Genomic DNA, 16081 nt, shown 5'->3' on the forward strand with positions numbered 1-16081 from the left:
GGCCGGGGCGGTACGAAGCGCGCGTGCGGTACGAGGGGCCCGGGCGGTACGAGGGGCCGGGGCCGGACGAGGAGCCGGGGCGGTACGGTGCGCGCGGACGGTACGAGGGGCCGGGCGGGCGGCGTCGGGGCGTGCTGGCGGCGGTCGCGCTGGCCGGGTGCGGGGCCCTGCTCGCGGCGGGATGCTCGCCACCGGGCGGCGAGGGCGCGCGGGCGGGCAGTTCACCACCGGGCGCCGCGACCGAGGGGGCCGGATCCGCACCCCCCGCGGGCAGCCCGTCCGCCTCGCCGGAGGCCTCCCGCCCGCCGGCCAAGGGCGCGGTGACGGTGACCGGCGAGGTCGCCAAGGGCCTGGAGTCGCCGTGGGGGGTGGCGCCGCTGCCCGGCGGGGACCTGCTGGTCGCCTCGCGGGACAGGGCGACGATCAGCCGGATCGCGGTGGGCTCGGGCACGGTGACGCGGATCGGCGAGGTGCCCGGGGTGGCGCCCGGCGGGGAAGGCGGACTCATGGGCCTCGCCCTGTCGCCCGGCTTCGCCTCGGACCGGCTGGTCTATGTCTACTTCACCACCGAGTCCGACAACCGCATCGCCCGCTTGCGGTATGACGAGCGGAGACCCGCGGGGCAGCAACTGGGCGCTCCCGACACGGTGTTCAGAGGGATTCCCAAGGGTTTGATCCACAATGGCGGCCGGATCGCCTTCGGTCCGGACAAGATGCTCTACGCGGGCACGGGCGAGACCGGTGACACCGGGCTCGCTCAGGACAAGAAGTCGCTGGGCGGCAAGATCCTGCGGATGACTCCGGACGGAGACCCGGTGCACGGCAATCCGGAGGCCGATTCCGTCGTCTACTCCTACGGGCACCGCAATGTGCAGGGGCTCGCGTGGGACAAGGACAAGCGCCTGTGGGCGGCCGAGTTCGGCCAGAACACCTGGGACGAGTTGAATCTGATCGAGCCCGGCGCGAATTACGGCTGGCCGGAGGCCGAGGGCAAGGCGGGCAGACCGGGCCTGCGGGATCCGGTGGCCGTCTGGAAGACCGATGAGGCCTCGCCGAGCGGCATCGCCTGGGCGGAGGGCTCGGTGTGGATGGCGGCCCTGCGGGGCAACCGGCTGTGGCGGATCCCGCTGGCCGGTGCGGAGCCGGTGGCGGAGCCCGAGGCCTTCCTGGAAGGGCGGTACGGCCGGCTGCGCACGGTGGTGGCACTCGGCGGGGACAGAGTGCTGCTGGTCACGAGCGAAACGGATGGGCGTGGGTCGCCGGAAGCGGGGGACGACAGGATCCTGACACTGACGGTGCGATGACCGATACGGCCCCGGTCGGGGACGAAAGGCACGGTGGATGCGGTGTTCAACATGATCGAGGAGCTGTTCAGCCCGGGACGCAAGCACACGGACGAGGAGAGGAAGCGGCTGGAGCTGTCCCGGGCCGACGTCGATGACGCCGACCCGGGACGGGGTCCGATAGACCTCGAATCCGGCAAGGTGCTCATACGACCCGTCGAGAGCCCTCCGGCCGGTGACTGACCGGTCCGGCCGGGGAGAAGAGCCTCAGCCGGTGGGCGAGGGCGGCTGCCTCACCGCGGCCGGAGACACCCAGCTTGGCCAGGATGTTGGAGACGTGCACGCTCGCTGTCTTCGGTGAGATGAAGAGTTCCTCGGCGATCCCGCGGTTGGTGTGGCCGGCCGCGACCAGGCGCAGCACGTCCCGCTCGCGGCTCGTCAGCCCGAGCGCCTCGGCCGGGTCCGTTTCGGTGGCGGGCGGGACCTCGCGGGGGTCGAGGGCCGTCAGGGGGATCCGGGCGCGCTGCGCGAGCAGTGCCAGGTCCTCGCGCAGCCTGCGCGAACCGAGCCGGTCGGCGGTGGCGTAGGCCTCGCGGAGCAGGGCCGCCGCGGGCTCCCGGTGCTGGCCGGCGGTCAGCAGGGCCTCGGCGAGCCGGTGGCGGACGCGGGCCAGCAGGTACGGCCGTTCCAGCGGGCGGACGGCCTCTTCGACGGCGCTCCAGTCGGCGACGGCGTCCCGGGCTTCCGCCCGCAGCAGCTCGGCGCGGACGTACTCGGCGTGGGCGGCCCATACCGCCGCCGGGGTGGCCAGGGAGCGGGCGGCGGTGCGCAGCACGTCCAGGGCGCGGTCCCGGCCGGCGTCCGCGGCCGGGAGGCCCCGGGCGTCCGCCTCGGCGGACGCGGCGGCGAGCAGCAGCGGCCAGGCATAGCGGTGCTGCCCCAGCGGGAACCCGTCGGCCACCGCCGCCGTGATCTCGGAGCGGACGTCGGCGATCCGCCCCTCCCCCGCGGCCACGCCGACCGCGAGGCGGTACAGCGGGATCCGGTGCTGGGGCTGGATGCCGTGGGCGCCGAAGTGGGCCTGCGCGGCGGCGAGCTGGCTGGCGGCCTCGGTCAACTCGCCGCGGGCCAGGGCGAGGTAGGACAGCCGTGCGGAGGCGGATCCGCGCGGGGCCGCGCTCTGGCCCACGCTCAGGGTGCGCCGGGCCTGCTCCGCGGCCTCGTCCCAGCGGCCGAGGCTGTAGAGGCTCTCGGCCAAGTTGCCGCGGACCCAGGCCTCGGTGTCCAACAGCCGTGACCGGCGGACGAGTACGGCGCCCTGTTCGGCCAGTTCCACGGCCTCCCGTGACCGGCCCATGCTTTCCAACTGAGAGGTGAGGTTGATATGTGCACGTCCCGCGAGCATGTCGAGTCCGAGCTCGCCCGCACGGTCCTTGACCGCGATCATTTCGGCGATCCCGGCCTCGGGGTCACCCGAGTCGGTGAGCAGGCTGCCCACCGTGATCCGGGCGTTGAGCTCGATGTCCTCGGCGCCGAGCATCCGCGCGTACTGCACGGCGCGCTCGGCGGCGGCGAGGTTGCCCGGGCCCGGCTTGTGGAGCATCCCCCAGCCCGCGGCCCGGACGAGTACCTCGGCGTGCACCTGGGACGGGGGCAGCCCCCGGACGAGCTCCTGCGCCTTGGCGATCTCCTCCCAGCCGTCGCCGCGGCCGAGGTTGGAGACCAGCCGGGAGCGCTCCGTCCAGAACCAGGCCGACCGCAGCGGGTCGGGGCTCTCCTCCAGCAGGCGAAGCGCGGTCTTGGTTATCTTCAGGGCGCGCTCGCGCTCCCCGCCGTAGCGGGCCGCGACGGTGGCCTCCGCCAGCAGGTCGAGGCGCCTGAGCGGGGTGGTGGCCGGGTCGCAGCCGCAGGCCGGGTACACGTCGGTGTAGTCCGCCGGGCGCAGTGCCTGACGGATCTCCTCCGGCGCGCTCTCCCACAGGTCCAGCGCCCGTTCCAGCAGGCGCAGTTGCTCCGAGTAGGCGTGCCGGCGCCGCGCGGCGACGGAGGCGGCGAGCACGGCGGGCAGCGCCTTGGCCGGGTCGTTCGCGTAGTACCAGTAGGTGGCCAGGCGGATGATCCGCTCTTCGGCGCGGACCAGCGAGTCGTCCTCCTCCATGGCCTCGGCGTAGCGGCGGTTGACGCGGGAGCGCTCGCCGGGCAGCAGGTCGTCGCTGACGGCCTCGCGGACGAGCGAGTGGCGGAACCGGTAGCCGTCGCCGTCCCGGGTGGCGAGGAGGATGTTGGCGCCGACGGCGGCCCGAAGGGCCTCGATCAGCTCGTCCTCGGTCAGCCGGGCTGCCGCGCGCAAGAGCGCGTACTCGACGGTCGATCCGCCCTCGGCGGCGATCCGTACGACGCGCTGGGCCGCCTCCGGGAGGACCTCGACACGGACGAGGAGCAGGTCGCGCAAGGATTCGGTGAGGCCGGTGCGGCAGCCGCTCTCCCGGGAGGCGACGAGTTCCTCGACGAAGAAGGCGTTGCCGTCGGAGCGGTCGAAGACGGAGTCCACGAACTCCTCGTCGGGCTGCGAGGCGAGAATGCCGGCGAGCTGGCGGCGTACCTCGGCCCGGTTGAAGCGGGACAGTTCGATGCGCTGGACGGTGCGCAGCCGGTCCAGCTCGGCGAGCAGGGGGCGCAGCGGGTGCCGGCGGTGGACGTCGTCAGCGCGGTAGGTCGCGACGACGACGAGCCGGCCGCTGGCGAGGCTGCGGAAGAGATAGGACAGCAGGTGGCGGGTGGAGGTGTCCGCCCAGTGCAGGTCCTCCAGGACGAGGACGACGGTGCGGTCGGTGGCGAGCCGCTCCAGCATCCGGGCCGTCAGCTCGAAGAGCCGGGCGGTGCTCTCCTCGTCGTGCGGGCCGCGCGGGGTGTCGCCGAGTTCGGGGAGGATCCGGGCGAGCTCGTCCGCCTGGCCCGCGGCCGCGGCGGCCAACTCATCGGGAAGCAGCCGGTGCAGGGTGCGCAGAGCCGTCGAAAACGGGGCGAAGGGAAGCCCCTCCGCCCCGATCTCCACGCAGCCTCCGACGGCGACCACCGCGCCGCGGCGATCTGCCTCGCAGAGGAACTCCTCGGTGAGGCGGGTCTTGCCGACCCCGGCCTCTCCCCCGATGAGCAGCGCCTGCGGCGCCCGGGCGGCGGCGCGCGTCAGCGCGTCGGTGAGTACGGCCAGTTCATCGGCTCGGCCGACGAACACCGGGCTGACGGATCTGGTCTCCACGGTGCCGAGCATCGCACAGACGTCCTGCTGGGCGGCACTCGTTATCGCCGCGCTTCTCATCACGTGCCGGTCCACGCCGGTCTCGGCGCGGGCTACGCGGCGCGGGTGAAGCGGCTGCGGTGTCCCCTCACCGGCCTTTCGGGGTCCTGGCTTCGTGCGGAGAGGCGGCTCGCCCGCTTGGCCTCCCGGACCCGGCGGTACTCGTCGGCCTCGCGGATGAGGTCGGCGCGGCGGGCGGTGGCCATCTCGTACTCGAACATCTCGTACTCCCTGGTCGCGTTTCTCGGGCACCTCGTTCGGTGTGATCCAAGATTCGCGTCCCAGGGGGTCCCGGCACATCGGGCGCATGCCGCATCTGTACGGGCCGGGGTCCTTAGGGGCGGGACCGGAGGTCCCCGGGGGGACTAAGGCAGCGCCTTAGGCGGCGGTGGGCACGGTGGGGAGGGGGACCAGGACGTCGAAGTACATGAGGCCGAAGAGCAGTACGCCGAGGGCGCCGATCGCTACGGCGGCCCAGGCCACGGCACGGACCCAGGCCGGGAGGGTTCGGCCCGGGGCGGCGGCGAAGGCGGGGATGGCCAGCACGAAGACGGCGATGAGGAGGGCGAGGGTGGACAGGACACCGTTGACGAGGGCCGTGAGGTGCCACGCGTCGCCGTACAGAGCGGCGATCTGCTCCGTGGGCGTGGAGGTCTTGCTGCCCTCGATCTGGCCGATGAGGTTCTGCCGCTCGGCGACGACGCGGGAGACCCAGCTGCCGCTGAGGGCGACGAGCCCGAGGCCGGCGGCCACGATGGCGCCCGCTCCGGCGCCGACACCGGCGGACTGCTCCTCCTTCCCGGCCGCCTCGTCGTCGAACCCGTCGTCGGCGTCCTCGTCGGGATCGTGGTCGGCGGCGTCCGTGGCTCGGGCGTCGGCGGGCGCGGCGGCGTCCGCCGTGGCCTCGGCCTTGTCCTCCGCCTTGACCTGGGCGTCGGGCTCGGCCTTCTTGAGGTCGGCCGGGGTGTTCGTGCCGGCCGTGGCCGCGTCCGCGCGGGTGCCGGGCCCGGTGGAGGAGTCCGACTCGGGAGCGGCGGGGGCGGGGGTCTTGGTGGTGTCCATGCGGGGCACCGTAGGCGGCGTTTCTGAGAGGTTCCTGAGAATCCGCCGGGACCGGGAGGGACTTCGACGGCAGGGCCTAGGCGCGACTGGCCGGCGGCCACTCGGGGGCGAGGACCGACCAGACCTCGGTGTCCCGGCGGGTGCCCCGGTACAGGTGGTTCTGCCGCAGGACGCCCTCGCGGGTCATGCCGAGGCGCTCGGCCACGGCGAGGCTCCTCGTGTTGGCGGTGGAGGCGCGCCACTCCACGCGGTGCATGCCCCGTTCGCCGAAGGCCCAGTCGATGAGGATGCGGCAGGCCTTCGTCACGAGGCCGCGGCCGGCGGCGGAGGGCTCCAGCCAGCAGCCGACCTCGCAGTTGCCGGTGGCGGCTTCGAAGGTCCTGAAGAGGACCCCGCCGACGAGGGCACCGCCCGTGCGGATGCCGTAGAGGCGCCCGCCGTCCTCGGCGGTCCGCTGGGCGTACGTCGCGAGGTAGGCCCGAGCGGAGTCGAGGTCGGCGACGAAGTCCGGGAGGGGGATGTGCTCACCGATGTAGGCGCGGCCCCGGTCCATGTGCGCCAGGAACTCCTCGGCGTGCCAGGTCTCCAGCGGGAACAGCCGGGCATCGTCGGCGAGGTCTATCGAGAACATGCGGCGTCTTCCTTGGGGCTCGTGCGGCGGGTGGCCGGGTCACCGGGAGGCTGTCGCGGGCTCGGCGTCGTCCTCACTCGTGGTGAGGCCGGCGCCGGTCCACTGCCCCGGAAGTTTCCCATACGGGCGGTGCTCCGGGGCTTCGATGCTGATGCGCGGCAGCCGCCGGTCGAGCCAGGCGGGCAACCACCAGTTGGCGCCGCCGAGCATGTGCATCAGGGCGGGCACGAGGAGGGTGCGCAGTACGAAGGCGTCGAGGGCCACGGCAACCGCGAGCGCGATGCCGAACATCGCGATGAGCCGGTCGCCGCTGAGCACGAAGGCCAGGAAGACGGAGATCATGATGACGGCCGCAGAGTTGATCACGCGGCTGGTCTCGGTCAGGCCGACGCGGACGGCCCGCTTGTTGTCACCGGTCGCCAGCCACTCCTCGTACATCCGGCTGACCAGGAAGACCTGGTAGTCCATCGACAGTCCGAAGAGGACGGACACCATGATCACGGGCAGGAAGGGTTCGATCGGCCCGGCGCTGCCCAGGCCCAGCAGCTCGCTGCCCCAGCCCCACTGGAAGACGGCCACCACGACGCCGAAGGAGGAGGTGACGGCCGCGACGTTCATCGCGGCCGCCTTGACGGGGATCCCGATGGACCGGAAGGCAAGCAGCAGGAGCACGCAGCCGAGGCCGATGACCACCCCGACGAAGAGCGGCAGCTTCCCGATGATGACCTCGGCGAAGTCGTCGTAGCCGGCGGTCACCCCGCCGACGTGGACCTCCATGGAGTTGCCTCGCCCGACGCGCGGGACGACCTCCGCGCGGAGGGAGTCGACGAGTTCGCTGGTGGCCCGGGACTGGGGGGCGGAGTCCGGGACGACGGTCAGTACGGCGATGTCCCCGCCACGGTTGAAGACGGCCGGGCCGGTGGATGCGACGCCCTTCGTCGTACGGATCGCCTCGGCCAGCTGGTCGACGGCCAGCCGGTCGCCGGCGCCGTCGAGGCGGGCGACGACGGTGAGCGGGCCGTTCGTGCCCGGGCCGAATCCGTCCGCGAGCAGGTCATAGGCCTTGCGGGTGGTGGAGGTGGCCGGGTTGTTGCCCTGGTCGGAGGTGCCCAGGTGGAGGAAGAAGGCGGGCAGGGCCAGCACCAGCATGACGGCGGTGGCGACGGCGCCCAGCAGCTTCGGGTGCCGTTCCACGAAGGCCGACCAGCGGGCGGCGAAGCCGGTGGTGTGCTCGGGTCGCGGGCCCTCGGCGGCGAGGGTGCGGCACTCGCGGCGCGAGAGGGCCCGCATGCCGATGGCGGAGAGGAGGGCGGGCAGCAGGGTGACCGAGGCGGCGACGGTCAGGACGACGGTGACGCAGGCCGCTATCGCGACGCCGTCGAGGAAGTCCAGGCGCAGCACCAGCATGCCGAGCAGGGCGATGCAGACGGTCGCGCCGGCGAAGACGACGGCCCGGCCGGTGGTGGCGACGGAGCTCTCGGCCGCCTCCTCGACGCCGAGGCCGCGCGCCAGTCCCTTGCGGTGGCGGGTGACGATGAACAGCGCGTAGTCGATGCCGACGCCGAGACCGACGAGGGTGCCGAGCATGGGCGCGAAGTCGGCGACCGGCAGGGCGTGCCCGAGGAGGGTGATGCTGAAGTAGGCGGTGCCCACGCTGACCAGGGCCGTCGCGATGGGCAGCAGGCTCGCGGCGAGGGATCCGAAGGCCAGGAAGAGCACGAGGGCGGCGACGGCCACGCCGATGGCCTCGGCGAGGTGGGCGGTGGGCGCCTCGGTCAGACCGATGGCGCGGCCGCCGAGTTCGACCTGAAGACCGTCCGCCTCGGTGGCCGGGTTCTTCGCCGCGTCGACCACGGCCTGGGCCTGCGCCCTGGGTACGGAGTCGGCCTGCCGGTCGAAGGTCACCACGGCGTAGGCGGTGCGTCCGTCGGCGCTGATCCGGGCGGCGCTCTCGGGCGCATCGCCGTAGGGGCCGCTGACGGAGCCGACGCCGGGCAGCTCGGCGATGGCGTGGAGGGCGCGGGTCATGCGCTCCTCGACCGCGGGGGCGCGAACGCTCTGTTGCTCCGGGGCCCGCCAGACGACGGTGTCGGTGTCGCCGCCCTGTCCGAGGAAGCCCTGGCCCAGGAGGGCTTGGGCCTTGCCGGATTCGGTGCCGGGAACCTCGTAGTCCGTGGAGAACGCCGTTCCGGCGGCGGTGGCGGCCGCAGCGGTCGAGCCCAGCGCGAACAGCCAGATGAGGACGGTGAGGAGTCGGTGGCGCATGCACCACCGTGCGATCGCTGCCAACAGACGTGCTCCCTGGTGGTTCGGATCTTTACCGGGAGACAGCCCGACGCAAAGAACGCTTGGACTCGTGAAGACCAGGCCGTCGGCCCACGCGGCCGCCCGAGGGGTCCGGCCCGTATGGCCTGCACGCTCTGCACAGTCCGCACCCCAACGGTCTCAGCGTTTTGTGATCGTCGGTCCCTTTCGTGGGCATCGTCACAAGGCCGTGGGATGGTGTGGGACCCGGGTCACGGAGCCGTAAGGCCGCAGGAGGGCCGGTCGTCGTCGACGTCCTGCCGGTCGTCGGGTTCATCGACCCGGTAGCCGGGGATCGAGGGCCAGCGGACCGTGAGGACCACCGCGTCCTCCTCCGCGTACCAGGAGTGGTCCACACCGCGCCCCCACAGCACGTAGTCCCCCTGTTCGGCGAGGACCACGGTCCGGCCCGGGAACTCCAGCCGGAACCGCCCGCTGATCAGTACGAGCAGGGCGGTGCGCTTCTCCGCGGTGGCCCACCGCTCCCGCTCGTCACCCTTCGGGTGGACCCCCCATTTGATCTCCACGTCCTGGCTGTGACGGGGGTCGGCAGCGTCCTTGAAGTGACCGAGGAGCCAGCCCCGGTCGGCGGCGGCGTCAGGGGTGGCCTTGCCGGTGTAGATGGTGGAGTCGTGGTTCACGCAGGTGAGGCTAATGCAGTTGTGCGGCGGGACCGGCACTGGTGAGCTGGGCCGATGACGGATCTTGATGAACTGCTGAAGGTACGGGCCCGCTACGACGCGCAGATGCGCCGCGACGCACAGCCGGACGGCGCGGGGGTCCGCGTGGAGCGGGTGGGCGCGGTCGTGCGGCAGACCGTGCCCGGGAGCGGGCGCGGGTGGAACGGCGTGCTCTGGTCCGGCCTCGACGAGGAGACGGCGGACGCGGAGATCGCGGCGCAGGTGGCGTTCTTCGCGGAGTACGGAGCGTCCGGGTTCGAATGGAAGCTGTACGACTACGACCGTCCGGCGGACCTCGGGGAGCGGCTGCGGGCGGCCGGGTTCCTGCCGGAGCCGGCCGAGACGCTGATGGTGGCGCGGGTGGCGGACATCGCGGGCCTGCCGGTGGAGCCGCCGGAGGGCATCACCCTGCGGATGGTGACGGACGAGGCGGGTGTGGATCTGATGATGGAGGTCCACGACCGCGCCTTCGGAACCGAGCAGCCGCAGATCCGGGAGCAGGTGCTCGGCCTGCTGAGGGAGGAGCCGCAGACCATTGCGGCCGTGCTGGCGATGGCGGGCGACACCCCGGTCAGCTCGGCCCGGATGGAGATGCGGCCGGGCACGTCGTTCGCGGGACTCTGGGGCGGCGGCACGGTTCCGCAGTGGCGCGGCCGCGGGATCTACCGCCTGCTGGTCGCCCACCGGGCACGCCTGGCCGCGGCACGCGGCATTCCGTACCTCCAGGTGGACGCCTCGCAGGACAGCCGCCCGATCCTGGAACGGCTGGGCTTCAGCGCGCTGGGCGTGACGGTGCCGTACGTGTGGGCGGGGGCGTAGGGTCGGCCGGCCCGCCACGGCTGCAGCCCTCGTCCGTCCGCGCGCACCCGCCGGGCGGCCCGGCCGCCCGCGCACCCCGGCGCGTCACCGCGTCCCGGTCCGTGGGAACGGTGGCCACCGGAGGGTCGCTCCCGCGCGGTCGACCCGGCAGGATCACCGTATGGAACGCACCGGACCACCCCTGACCGGAGACGAGCGCGAGACGCTCCGGGCCTATCTCGACTACCACCGGGCCACGCTCGCCTGGAAGTGCGAGGGCCTCACCGACGAAGAGCTGCGCCGCCCCTCGATGCCTCCGTCCACGCTGTCCCTGCTGGGGCTGGTACGGCACATGGCCGAGGTCGAAAGGCACTGGTTCCGCCGCACCGTGGCGGGCGAGGAGCTGCCGCACGTGTGGTCTGACCGGCACGATTTCCAGGCGGCCTACGACGCCTCCGGCTCCAGCCGCGCCGAGGCGTTCGCCGCGTGGGAGGCGGAGGTGGCCCACGCCCGGCGCATCGAGGCCGCCGCCGAGTCGCTGGAGGCGACCTCGTACGTGGCGAGTTGGCAGGAGGAGGCTTCCCTGCGCCTGATCATGCTCCACCTGATCCACGAGTACGCCCGCCACAACGGCCACGCGGACTTCCTCCGCGAGGCGATCGACGGCGTCACGGGCGCCTGACGCGCCGAGCCCCGCGCCCCGGGCCCCGTGAGAGCGAACCCTGAGCACCCCGGACCCCCTGGCGTCAGGCCTCGGACTCGTCCGCCCGCCAGTACCCCAGGCCGTTCACCCGCTGCTTCGGCACGGCCAGGTCCTTGCGCAGGTAGGCCGTCAGCGCCCGCGTCGTCGCCGTGTCGCAGGCGAGCCAGACGTACGCCGACGCGGGGTCGGCGACCAGCTCCGGCAGTTCGGCCTTGACCCGCTCGATCAGGGCGCCACCGCCCCGGGCGACCCACCGCACGTCGCGGCGCCCCGCGTCCGCCCGTACCGGCAGCTCCGCGTCCGACGCGTGCTGCGTCTCGAACCAGATGGTCGCCGGGGTCTGCGGGTAGGCGTCCAGCAGGGAGTTGACGGCGGGCAGCGACGCCGGGTCGCCGATGACCAGCAGGCGTTCGGGAGCCGGCGCCGGAGCGGTGAAGCCGGTGCCCTGGACGGTGGCCTCGATGGTGTCGCCCGGCTTGGCGCCGCGCGCCCAGTCGCTGGCCACGCCGTCGTGCAGGGCGAATTCGAAGGAGAACGTACCGGCGGCCGGATCGGGGTCCACCAGCGTGTACGCCCGCTGGTGCGGCCGGCCCGCGCCCTCGAACCACACCCGGACCCACATGGTGGGGTGCAGGGACTCCCCCGCAGCCGCCAGCAGCCCGCCGTCCGTGAAGTGGACCCGGCGGTAGTGCTCGGTGACGCCCTGCGTCCCCGTCACCGTGAACGTGAAGTCCTTGCCCCGCAGCAGCTTGAGGACCACGCCCTCCCAGCCCTTACCGACCGCCATGCCGACCCCTCCCAGCCACACCCTTATAGTTAGGCGAGCCTAACCTAATGCACCTTGGGGAAGAGTGTGGACAGCGTGAGCAGCGGGAGCAGTGTGAGCGGGAGCAGCGGGAGTAGCGCAGAGGCCCACGGGAATCACGAGGTCTACCGCGACGCATGGGGCATCCCCCATCTTCGCGCGTCCGACAGCCGGGGCCTCGCCTACGCCCAGGGCCGCACCACCGCCCTCGACCGGGCCTGGCAGCTGGAGGTCGAGCGGCACCGCGCCCGGGGTTCCAGCGCCGCCTTCCTCGGTCCGGAGTCCGTCGCCTGGGACCGGTTCGCCCGCCAGTGCCGCCTCACCGACACCGCCATCGGCTGCTACGAGGCCCTCGACCCCGAAACCGCCGCCTGGGTCCGCGCGTACGTGGACGGCGTCAACGACGGGCTCGCCGCCGGCGCCGCCCGCGACGAGCGCTTCGCCCGCACCGGCCTCATCCCCAGCCCGTGGGAGCCGTGGGTTCCGCTCGCCGTCTGGATCGCCACGCACATCCTCTTCGCGGGCTTCGCCACCAAGCTGTGGCGCGAGCGCGTGGTCCGCGCCCTGGGCGAGGACGCGGTCACCCTCTTCGCCACCGACGGCCCCGGCACCGCCGGCAGCAACGGCTGGCTGGTGCCCGGCGACCGCACCGCGACGGGTTCGGCCATCATCGCGGGCGACCCGCACCGCTTCATCGAGGACCCGGGCGTCTACCAGCAGATACGTCTCTCCTGCCCGGAGTACGACGTCCTCGGCCTGGCCGTCCCCGGCGTCCCGGGCCTGGCCCACTTCGGGCACACCGGCACCGCCGCCTGGGCGATCACCAACGCGATGGCGGACTACCAGGACCTGTACGTCGAGCAGTTGCGCGAGACCGGCTCCGGCGTAGAGGCGCTGGGTCCGGACGGCGTCTGGGAGCCCGTCCACCGGCACACCGAGACGATCACCGTGGCCGGCTGCGACTGCGTCGAGGTGGAGGTCCTCGAAACCGCCCGCGGCCCGGTGATCGTCAGGAGGGGCCCCGCCCCGGAACCGGAGGCGCGCCCCGGCACGGACACCGTCTCCGCCGCCGCGACCACCACGGGCGAAAACCCGGGCGACCCCGCCACCGCCACGGAAATCCCCGCGGCCACCACCACGGAGGCGCTCTCCCTCCGCTACCCGCCCCGCGTCCGCCGGGACCTCGGCTTCGCCGCCCTCCCCGCCCTCCTGCGCGCCCGCACCGTCGCCGACATCGACCGCGCGCTCGACGGCTGGGCCGAGCCCGTCAACGTCGTCCACGCCGCCGACACCGAGGGCGGCCTGCTGCACCGCGTCGCGGGCGCCGTACCGCTGCGCCACCGCACCAACCGCCTGCGCCCCGTGCCCGCGTGGGATCCGCGGTACGCCTGGCAGGGCTGGGCGGACACCCCGGAGGAACCCGTGCAGGGTTTCGCCGTCATGGCGAACGCCCGCGGTATCGCCTCGCCCCTCGGCGTCGAGTTCGCACCTCCGCACCGCGCCAACCGCATCCGCGAGCTGCTCAGCGGCTCCGCGGACTGGTCGCCGCGGGCGATGGCCGGCGTACACGGGGACACCTACCTGGCCTCGGCCGCCCCGCTGCTCGCCCTGCTGCCCGCGCTCGACGGCCTGTCCCCGGCCGCGGAGGCGCTGCGCGCCCGACTGCTCGGCTGGGACCGGCACATGGCGGCCGGGAGCACCGACGCCACCGTCTTCTCCGCCTTCCGGACCGCGACCGTCCGCCGCCTCGCCGCCGACCCCGTCTTCGCCGATCTGGCGGGGGCGCCCACCGGCCCCGAGGTGTTCCACCCGTGGCTGTACCTGGTGGCCCGCATCGGCTACGCCCTCGAAGGCCTCCTCACCACCTCCCTCCTCCCGGATCTCGACCGCGTCGCGCACGTCCGCGCCGCCCTGGAGGAGACGGCGGCGAGCGGCGCACCCGACGTCCCCTGGTCGGAGGTCCACCGCCTCACGCCCTGGTCGGCGCTGCCGGACCCGGACGCGCGGTGGCCCGGCCTCGGCGGCGACCACGACTGCGTGAACGCCACCTCCTCCGTCCCCGGCTTCACCGACCTCACCGCCCGCGCGTCGGCGGCCCGTTACGTCTGGGACCTCGCCCGCCGCGAGGACAGCCTCTGGGCGGTCCCGCTGGGCGCGGACGGCGTCAGCGGCTCGCCCCACCACCGTGATCAGCTGCCCCTGTGGGCCCGATGCGAACTCGTCCCCGTCGTCACCGACTGGGCCCGCCTCACCAAGGAATCGATATGACCTCAGCCCAGGCCCCCGCCCCCGCCCCCGCCTCCGTTTCCGTCCCTGCGGGCAGACAGCCCGCCTTCACCCACACGGTGGAGGGCTTCGGCACGGTCACCATCACCCCCGTCGACCCGGCCACCGACGCTCCCTTGATCCACAGCTGGGTCACGCAGGAGAGGGCCCGCTTCTGGGGCATGGGCGAAGCCAGCCTGGAACTGGTCCGGGAGATCTACGAGGACGTGGACCGCCGCACGACCCACCACGCGTTCATGGTCAGCCGCGACGGTGAGAGGGTCGCGCTGTTCCAGACGTACGACTGCGCCGAGGACCGGGTCAGCGAGTGCTACGAGGTCCAGCCGGGGGACGTCGGCGTGCACCTGCTGATCGGCCCCGGCAACGGCGTGCGCGAGCGCGGCTTCAGCGCGGCCCTGATGACCGCCTTCATGGCCTACGTGTTCTCCGACAGCGGCGCCCGCCGTCTGGTCGCCGAGCCCGACGCCCGCAACGAGAAGGCCATCGCCCGCCTGGAACGCACCGGTTTCGTAGTCGGCCCGGAGGTCGAACTCCCGGAGATCGACCTGCCCGAGGTCTACCTCCCGGCCAAGCGGGCGCGCCTCGCCTTCCTCAGCGCGCCACTGCCCCGGCCGGCGACCGGCTGATACGACACGCTGATACGACAGGGCGCCCCGCACCGGTGCGAAAGCCGGTGCGGGGCGCCCTGTGCGGCGTACGGAAGACCTCAGGCCTCGACGCCCAGGCGCTCCAGGATGAGCTCCTTGACGCGGGCCGCGTCGGCCTGGCCGCGGGTGGTCTTCATGACCGCGCCGACCAGGGCGCCGACGGCGGCGACCTTGCCGCCGCGGATCTTGTCCGCGATGGCCGCGTTGCCCGCGATGGCCTCGTCCACGGCCGCGCCGAGCGCGCCCTCGTCCGAGACGACCTTCAGGCCGCGCTTCTCCACGACCTCGTCGGGGGTGCCCTCACCGGCGAGCACGCCTTCGAGGACCTGGCGGGCCAGCTTGTCGTTCAGCTCGCCGGCCGCGACCAGCGCCGCCACCCGGGCCACCTGGACCGGGGTGATCGGCAGCTCGTCGACGACGACGCCCTGCTCGTTGGCGTTGCGGGCCAGCTCGCCCATCCACCACTTGCGCGCGGCGGCCGAGTCGGCGCCCGCCTCGATCGTGGCGACGATGGCGTCCACGGCGCCCGCGTTGAGGATGGACTGCATGTCGTGCTCGTTGACGTCCCACTCCTCGCGGAGCCGGTTGCGGCGCACGCGCGGCATCTCGGGCAGGCCGCGGCGCAGCTCCTCGACCCAGTCGCGGGCCGGGGCGATGGGGACCAGGTCGGGCTCCGGGAAGTACCGGTAGTCCTCGGCGTTGTCCTTGATGCGGCCGGCCGTGGTGGAGCCGTCCTCCTCGTGGAAGTGCCGGGTCTCCTGCACGATCGAGCCGCCCGAGGAGAGCACCGCCGCGTGGCGCTGGATCTCGAAGCGGGCCGCGCGCTCGACGGAGCGCAGCGAGTTGACGTTCTTCGTCTCGCTGCGGGTGCCGAAGGGGGCGTCGGGGGACGGGCGCAGCGACAGGTTCACGTCGCAGCGCATCTGGCCCTTGTCCATGCGGGCCTCGGAGACGCCGAGCGCCTTGATGACCTCGCGCAGCTCGGCGACGTACGCCTTGGCGACCTCGGGGGCCCGCTCGCCGGCGCCCTCGATGGGCTTGGTGACGATCTCGATGAGCGGGATGCCGGCGCGGTTGTAGTCGAGCAGGGAGTGGGACGCGCCGTGGATGCGGCCGGTGGCCCCGCCGACGTGCAGCGACTTGCCGGTGTCCTCCTCCATGTGGGCGCGCTCGATCTCCACGCGGAAGATCTCCCCGTCCTCCAACTGGACGTCGAGGAAGCCGTTGAAGGCGATCGGCTCGTCGTACTGGGAGGTCTGGAAGTTCTTCGGCATGTCCGGATAGAAGTAGTTCTTCCGGGCGAAGCGGCACCACTCGGCGATCTCGCAGTTCAGCGCGAGGCCGATCTTGACGGCGGACTCGATGCCGATCGCGTTGACGACCGGCAGCGCGCCGGGCAGGCCGAGGCATACCGGGCAGGTCTGCGAGTTGGGCTCGGCGCCCAGCTCGGTCGAACAGCCGCAGAACATCTTGGTCTTGGTGCCGAGCTCGACATGGACCTCCAGGCCCATGACGGGGTCGTACGAGGCGAGAGCGTCCTCGTACGACAGCAGTTCGGTGAAGGTGGTCACGGTGAAACTTTCC

The 16081-nt window shown here is 73.1% G+C and carries 14 protein-coding genes; 6 read left to right on the plus strand and 8 right to left on the minus strand.

What is annotated here, in order from left to right; genetic code table 11:
- The first annotated feature begins 131 nt into the window (after positions 1 to 131).
- Both ACWDX7_RS22860 and ACWDX7_RS22865 read left to right on the plus strand, forming a co-directional pair.
- Complete coding sequence (locus tag ACWDX7_RS22860; protein ID WP_451490046.1) at positions 132 to 1304, plus strand: PQQ-dependent sugar dehydrogenase; 1173 nt, start codon at positions 132 to 134, stop codon at positions 1302 to 1304.
- Between the two features lie 51 nt (positions 1305 to 1355).
- Positions 1356 to 1526, plus strand: a complete 171-nt coding sequence (locus ACWDX7_RS22865; RefSeq protein ID WP_451490047.1) for a DUF6191 domain-containing protein — start codon at positions 1356 to 1358, stop codon at positions 1524 to 1526.
- On the opposite strand, the gene ACWDX7_RS22870 is transcribed toward ACWDX7_RS22865, so the two are convergent.
- The 6 genes from ACWDX7_RS22870 to ACWDX7_RS22895 form a co-directional block, all read right to left on the minus strand.
- Complete coding sequence (locus ACWDX7_RS22870) at positions 1489 to 4554, minus strand: helix-turn-helix transcriptional regulator (protein ID WP_451489981.1); 3066 nt, start codon at positions 4552 to 4554, stop codon at positions 1489 to 1491. The genes ACWDX7_RS22865 and ACWDX7_RS22870 overlap by 38 nt on opposite strands.
- 80 nt (positions 4555 to 4634) lie before the next feature.
- On the minus strand, positions 4635 to 4802 hold the full coding sequence (locus ACWDX7_RS22875; protein ID WP_451489982.1) for a hypothetical protein: 168 nt from the start codon (positions 4800 to 4802) through the stop codon (positions 4635 to 4637).
- A 157-nt stretch (positions 4803 to 4959) separates the two neighbouring features.
- Positions 4960 to 5643, minus strand: coding sequence for a hypothetical protein (locus ACWDX7_RS22880; RefSeq protein WP_451489983.1), 684 nt, complete (start codon positions 5641 to 5643; stop codon positions 4960 to 4962).
- A 76-nt stretch (positions 5644 to 5719) separates the two neighbouring features.
- Positions 5720 to 6274, minus strand: a complete 555-nt coding sequence (locus ACWDX7_RS22885) for a GNAT family N-acetyltransferase (protein WP_451489984.1) — start codon at positions 6272 to 6274, stop codon at positions 5720 to 5722.
- 39 nt (positions 6275 to 6313) lie between these two features.
- Positions 6314 to 8563: an MMPL family transporter gene (locus tag ACWDX7_RS22890; RefSeq protein ID WP_451489985.1), complete on the minus strand. Its 2250-nt coding sequence runs from the start codon at positions 8561 to 8563 to the stop codon at positions 6314 to 6316.
- 227 nt (positions 8564 to 8790) lie between these two features.
- Positions 8791 to 9219 carry a signal peptidase I gene (locus tag ACWDX7_RS22895; RefSeq protein ID WP_451489986.1) on the minus strand — a complete coding sequence of 143 codons (429 nt, stop codon included), beginning with the start codon at positions 9217 to 9219 and terminating at the stop codon, positions 8791 to 8793.
- A 54-nt stretch (positions 9220 to 9273) separates the two neighbouring features.
- Here ACWDX7_RS22895 and ACWDX7_RS22900 point away from each other — a divergent pair, with 54 nt between their 5' ends.
- Both ACWDX7_RS22900 and ACWDX7_RS22905 read left to right on the plus strand, forming a co-directional pair.
- Positions 9274 to 10077, plus strand: coding sequence for a GNAT family N-acetyltransferase (locus ACWDX7_RS22900; protein WP_451489987.1), 804 nt, complete (start codon positions 9274 to 9276; stop codon positions 10075 to 10077).
- Positions 10078 to 10237: 160 nt separating this feature from the next.
- Positions 10238 to 10738 (plus strand): DinB family protein, encoded by a 501-nt coding sequence (locus ACWDX7_RS22905; protein ID WP_451489988.1) that lies wholly within the window; start codon positions 10238 to 10240, stop codon positions 10736 to 10738.
- A gap of 64 nt (positions 10739 to 10802) precedes the next feature.
- On the opposite strand, the gene ACWDX7_RS22910 is transcribed toward ACWDX7_RS22905, so the two are convergent.
- Complete coding sequence (locus ACWDX7_RS22910; RefSeq protein ID WP_451489989.1) at positions 10803 to 11546, minus strand: siderophore-interacting protein; 744 nt, start codon at positions 11544 to 11546, stop codon at positions 10803 to 10805.
- 93 nt (positions 11547 to 11639) lie between these two features.
- On the opposite strand from ACWDX7_RS22910, the gene ACWDX7_RS22915 reads away from it, so the two are divergent.
- A complete protein-coding gene (locus ACWDX7_RS22915) occupies positions 11640 to 13832 on the plus strand; it encodes a penicillin acylase family protein (protein WP_451489990.1) in 2193 nt (730 codons plus the stop codon).
- Entirely contained in the window at positions 13829 to 14476 is a 648-nt protein-coding gene (locus ACWDX7_RS22920) for a GNAT family N-acetyltransferase (RefSeq protein WP_451489991.1), read from the plus strand. Before ACWDX7_RS22915 ends, ACWDX7_RS22920 begins: the two co-directional genes overlap by 4 nt.
- 80 nt (positions 14477 to 14556) lie before the next feature.
- Here the strand turns inward: ACWDX7_RS22920 and gatB are convergent, their stop codons facing one another.
- The gene (gene gatB / locus ACWDX7_RS22925; RefSeq protein WP_451489992.1) at positions 14557 to 16068 is read right to left on the minus strand and encodes an Asp-tRNA(Asn)/Glu-tRNA(Gln) amidotransferase subunit GatB; all 1512 of its coding nucleotides are present in this window, start codon (positions 16066 to 16068) and stop codon (positions 14557 to 14559) included.
- Between the last annotated feature and the right edge of the window lie 13 nt (positions 16069 to 16081).

The organism is Streptomyces sp. NPDC003034, from assembly GCF_053591375.1.

What these genes read in the sequence shown, in the direction of transcription:
- ACWDX7_RS22865 (WP_451490047.1), top strand. Translation starts at nt 1,356, where the DNA reads ATGATCGAGGAGCTGTTCAGCCCGGGACGCAAGCACACGGACGAGGAG.
- ACWDX7_RS22870 (WP_451489981.1), bottom strand. Translation starts at nt 4,554, where the DNA reads ATGCTCGGCACCGTGGAGACCAGATCCGTCAGCCCGGTGTTCGTCGGC.
- ACWDX7_RS22875 (WP_451489982.1), bottom strand. Translation starts at nt 4,802, where the DNA reads ATGTTCGAGTACGAGATGGCCACCGCCCGCCGCGCCGACCTCATCCGC.
- ACWDX7_RS22880 (WP_451489983.1), bottom strand. Translation starts at nt 5,643, where the DNA reads ATGGACACCACCAAGACCCCCGCCCCCGCCGCTCCCGAGTCGGACTCC.
- ACWDX7_RS22885 (WP_451489984.1), bottom strand. Translation starts at nt 6,274, where the DNA reads ATGTTCTCGATAGACCTCGCCGACGATGCCCGGCTGTTCCCGCTGGAG.
- ACWDX7_RS22900 (WP_451489987.1), top strand. Translation starts at nt 9,274, where the DNA reads ATGACGGATCTTGATGAACTGCTGAAGGTACGGGCCCGCTACGACGCG.
- ACWDX7_RS22905 (WP_451489988.1), top strand. Translation starts at nt 10,238, where the DNA reads ATGGAACGCACCGGACCACCCCTGACCGGAGACGAGCGCGAGACGCTC.
- ACWDX7_RS22910 (WP_451489989.1), bottom strand. Translation starts at nt 11,546, where the DNA reads ATGGCGGTCGGTAAGGGCTGGGAGGGCGTGGTCCTCAAGCTGCTGCGG.
- ACWDX7_RS22920 (WP_451489991.1), top strand. Translation starts at nt 13,829, where the DNA reads ATGACCTCAGCCCAGGCCCCCGCCCCCGCCCCCGCCTCCGTTTCCGTC.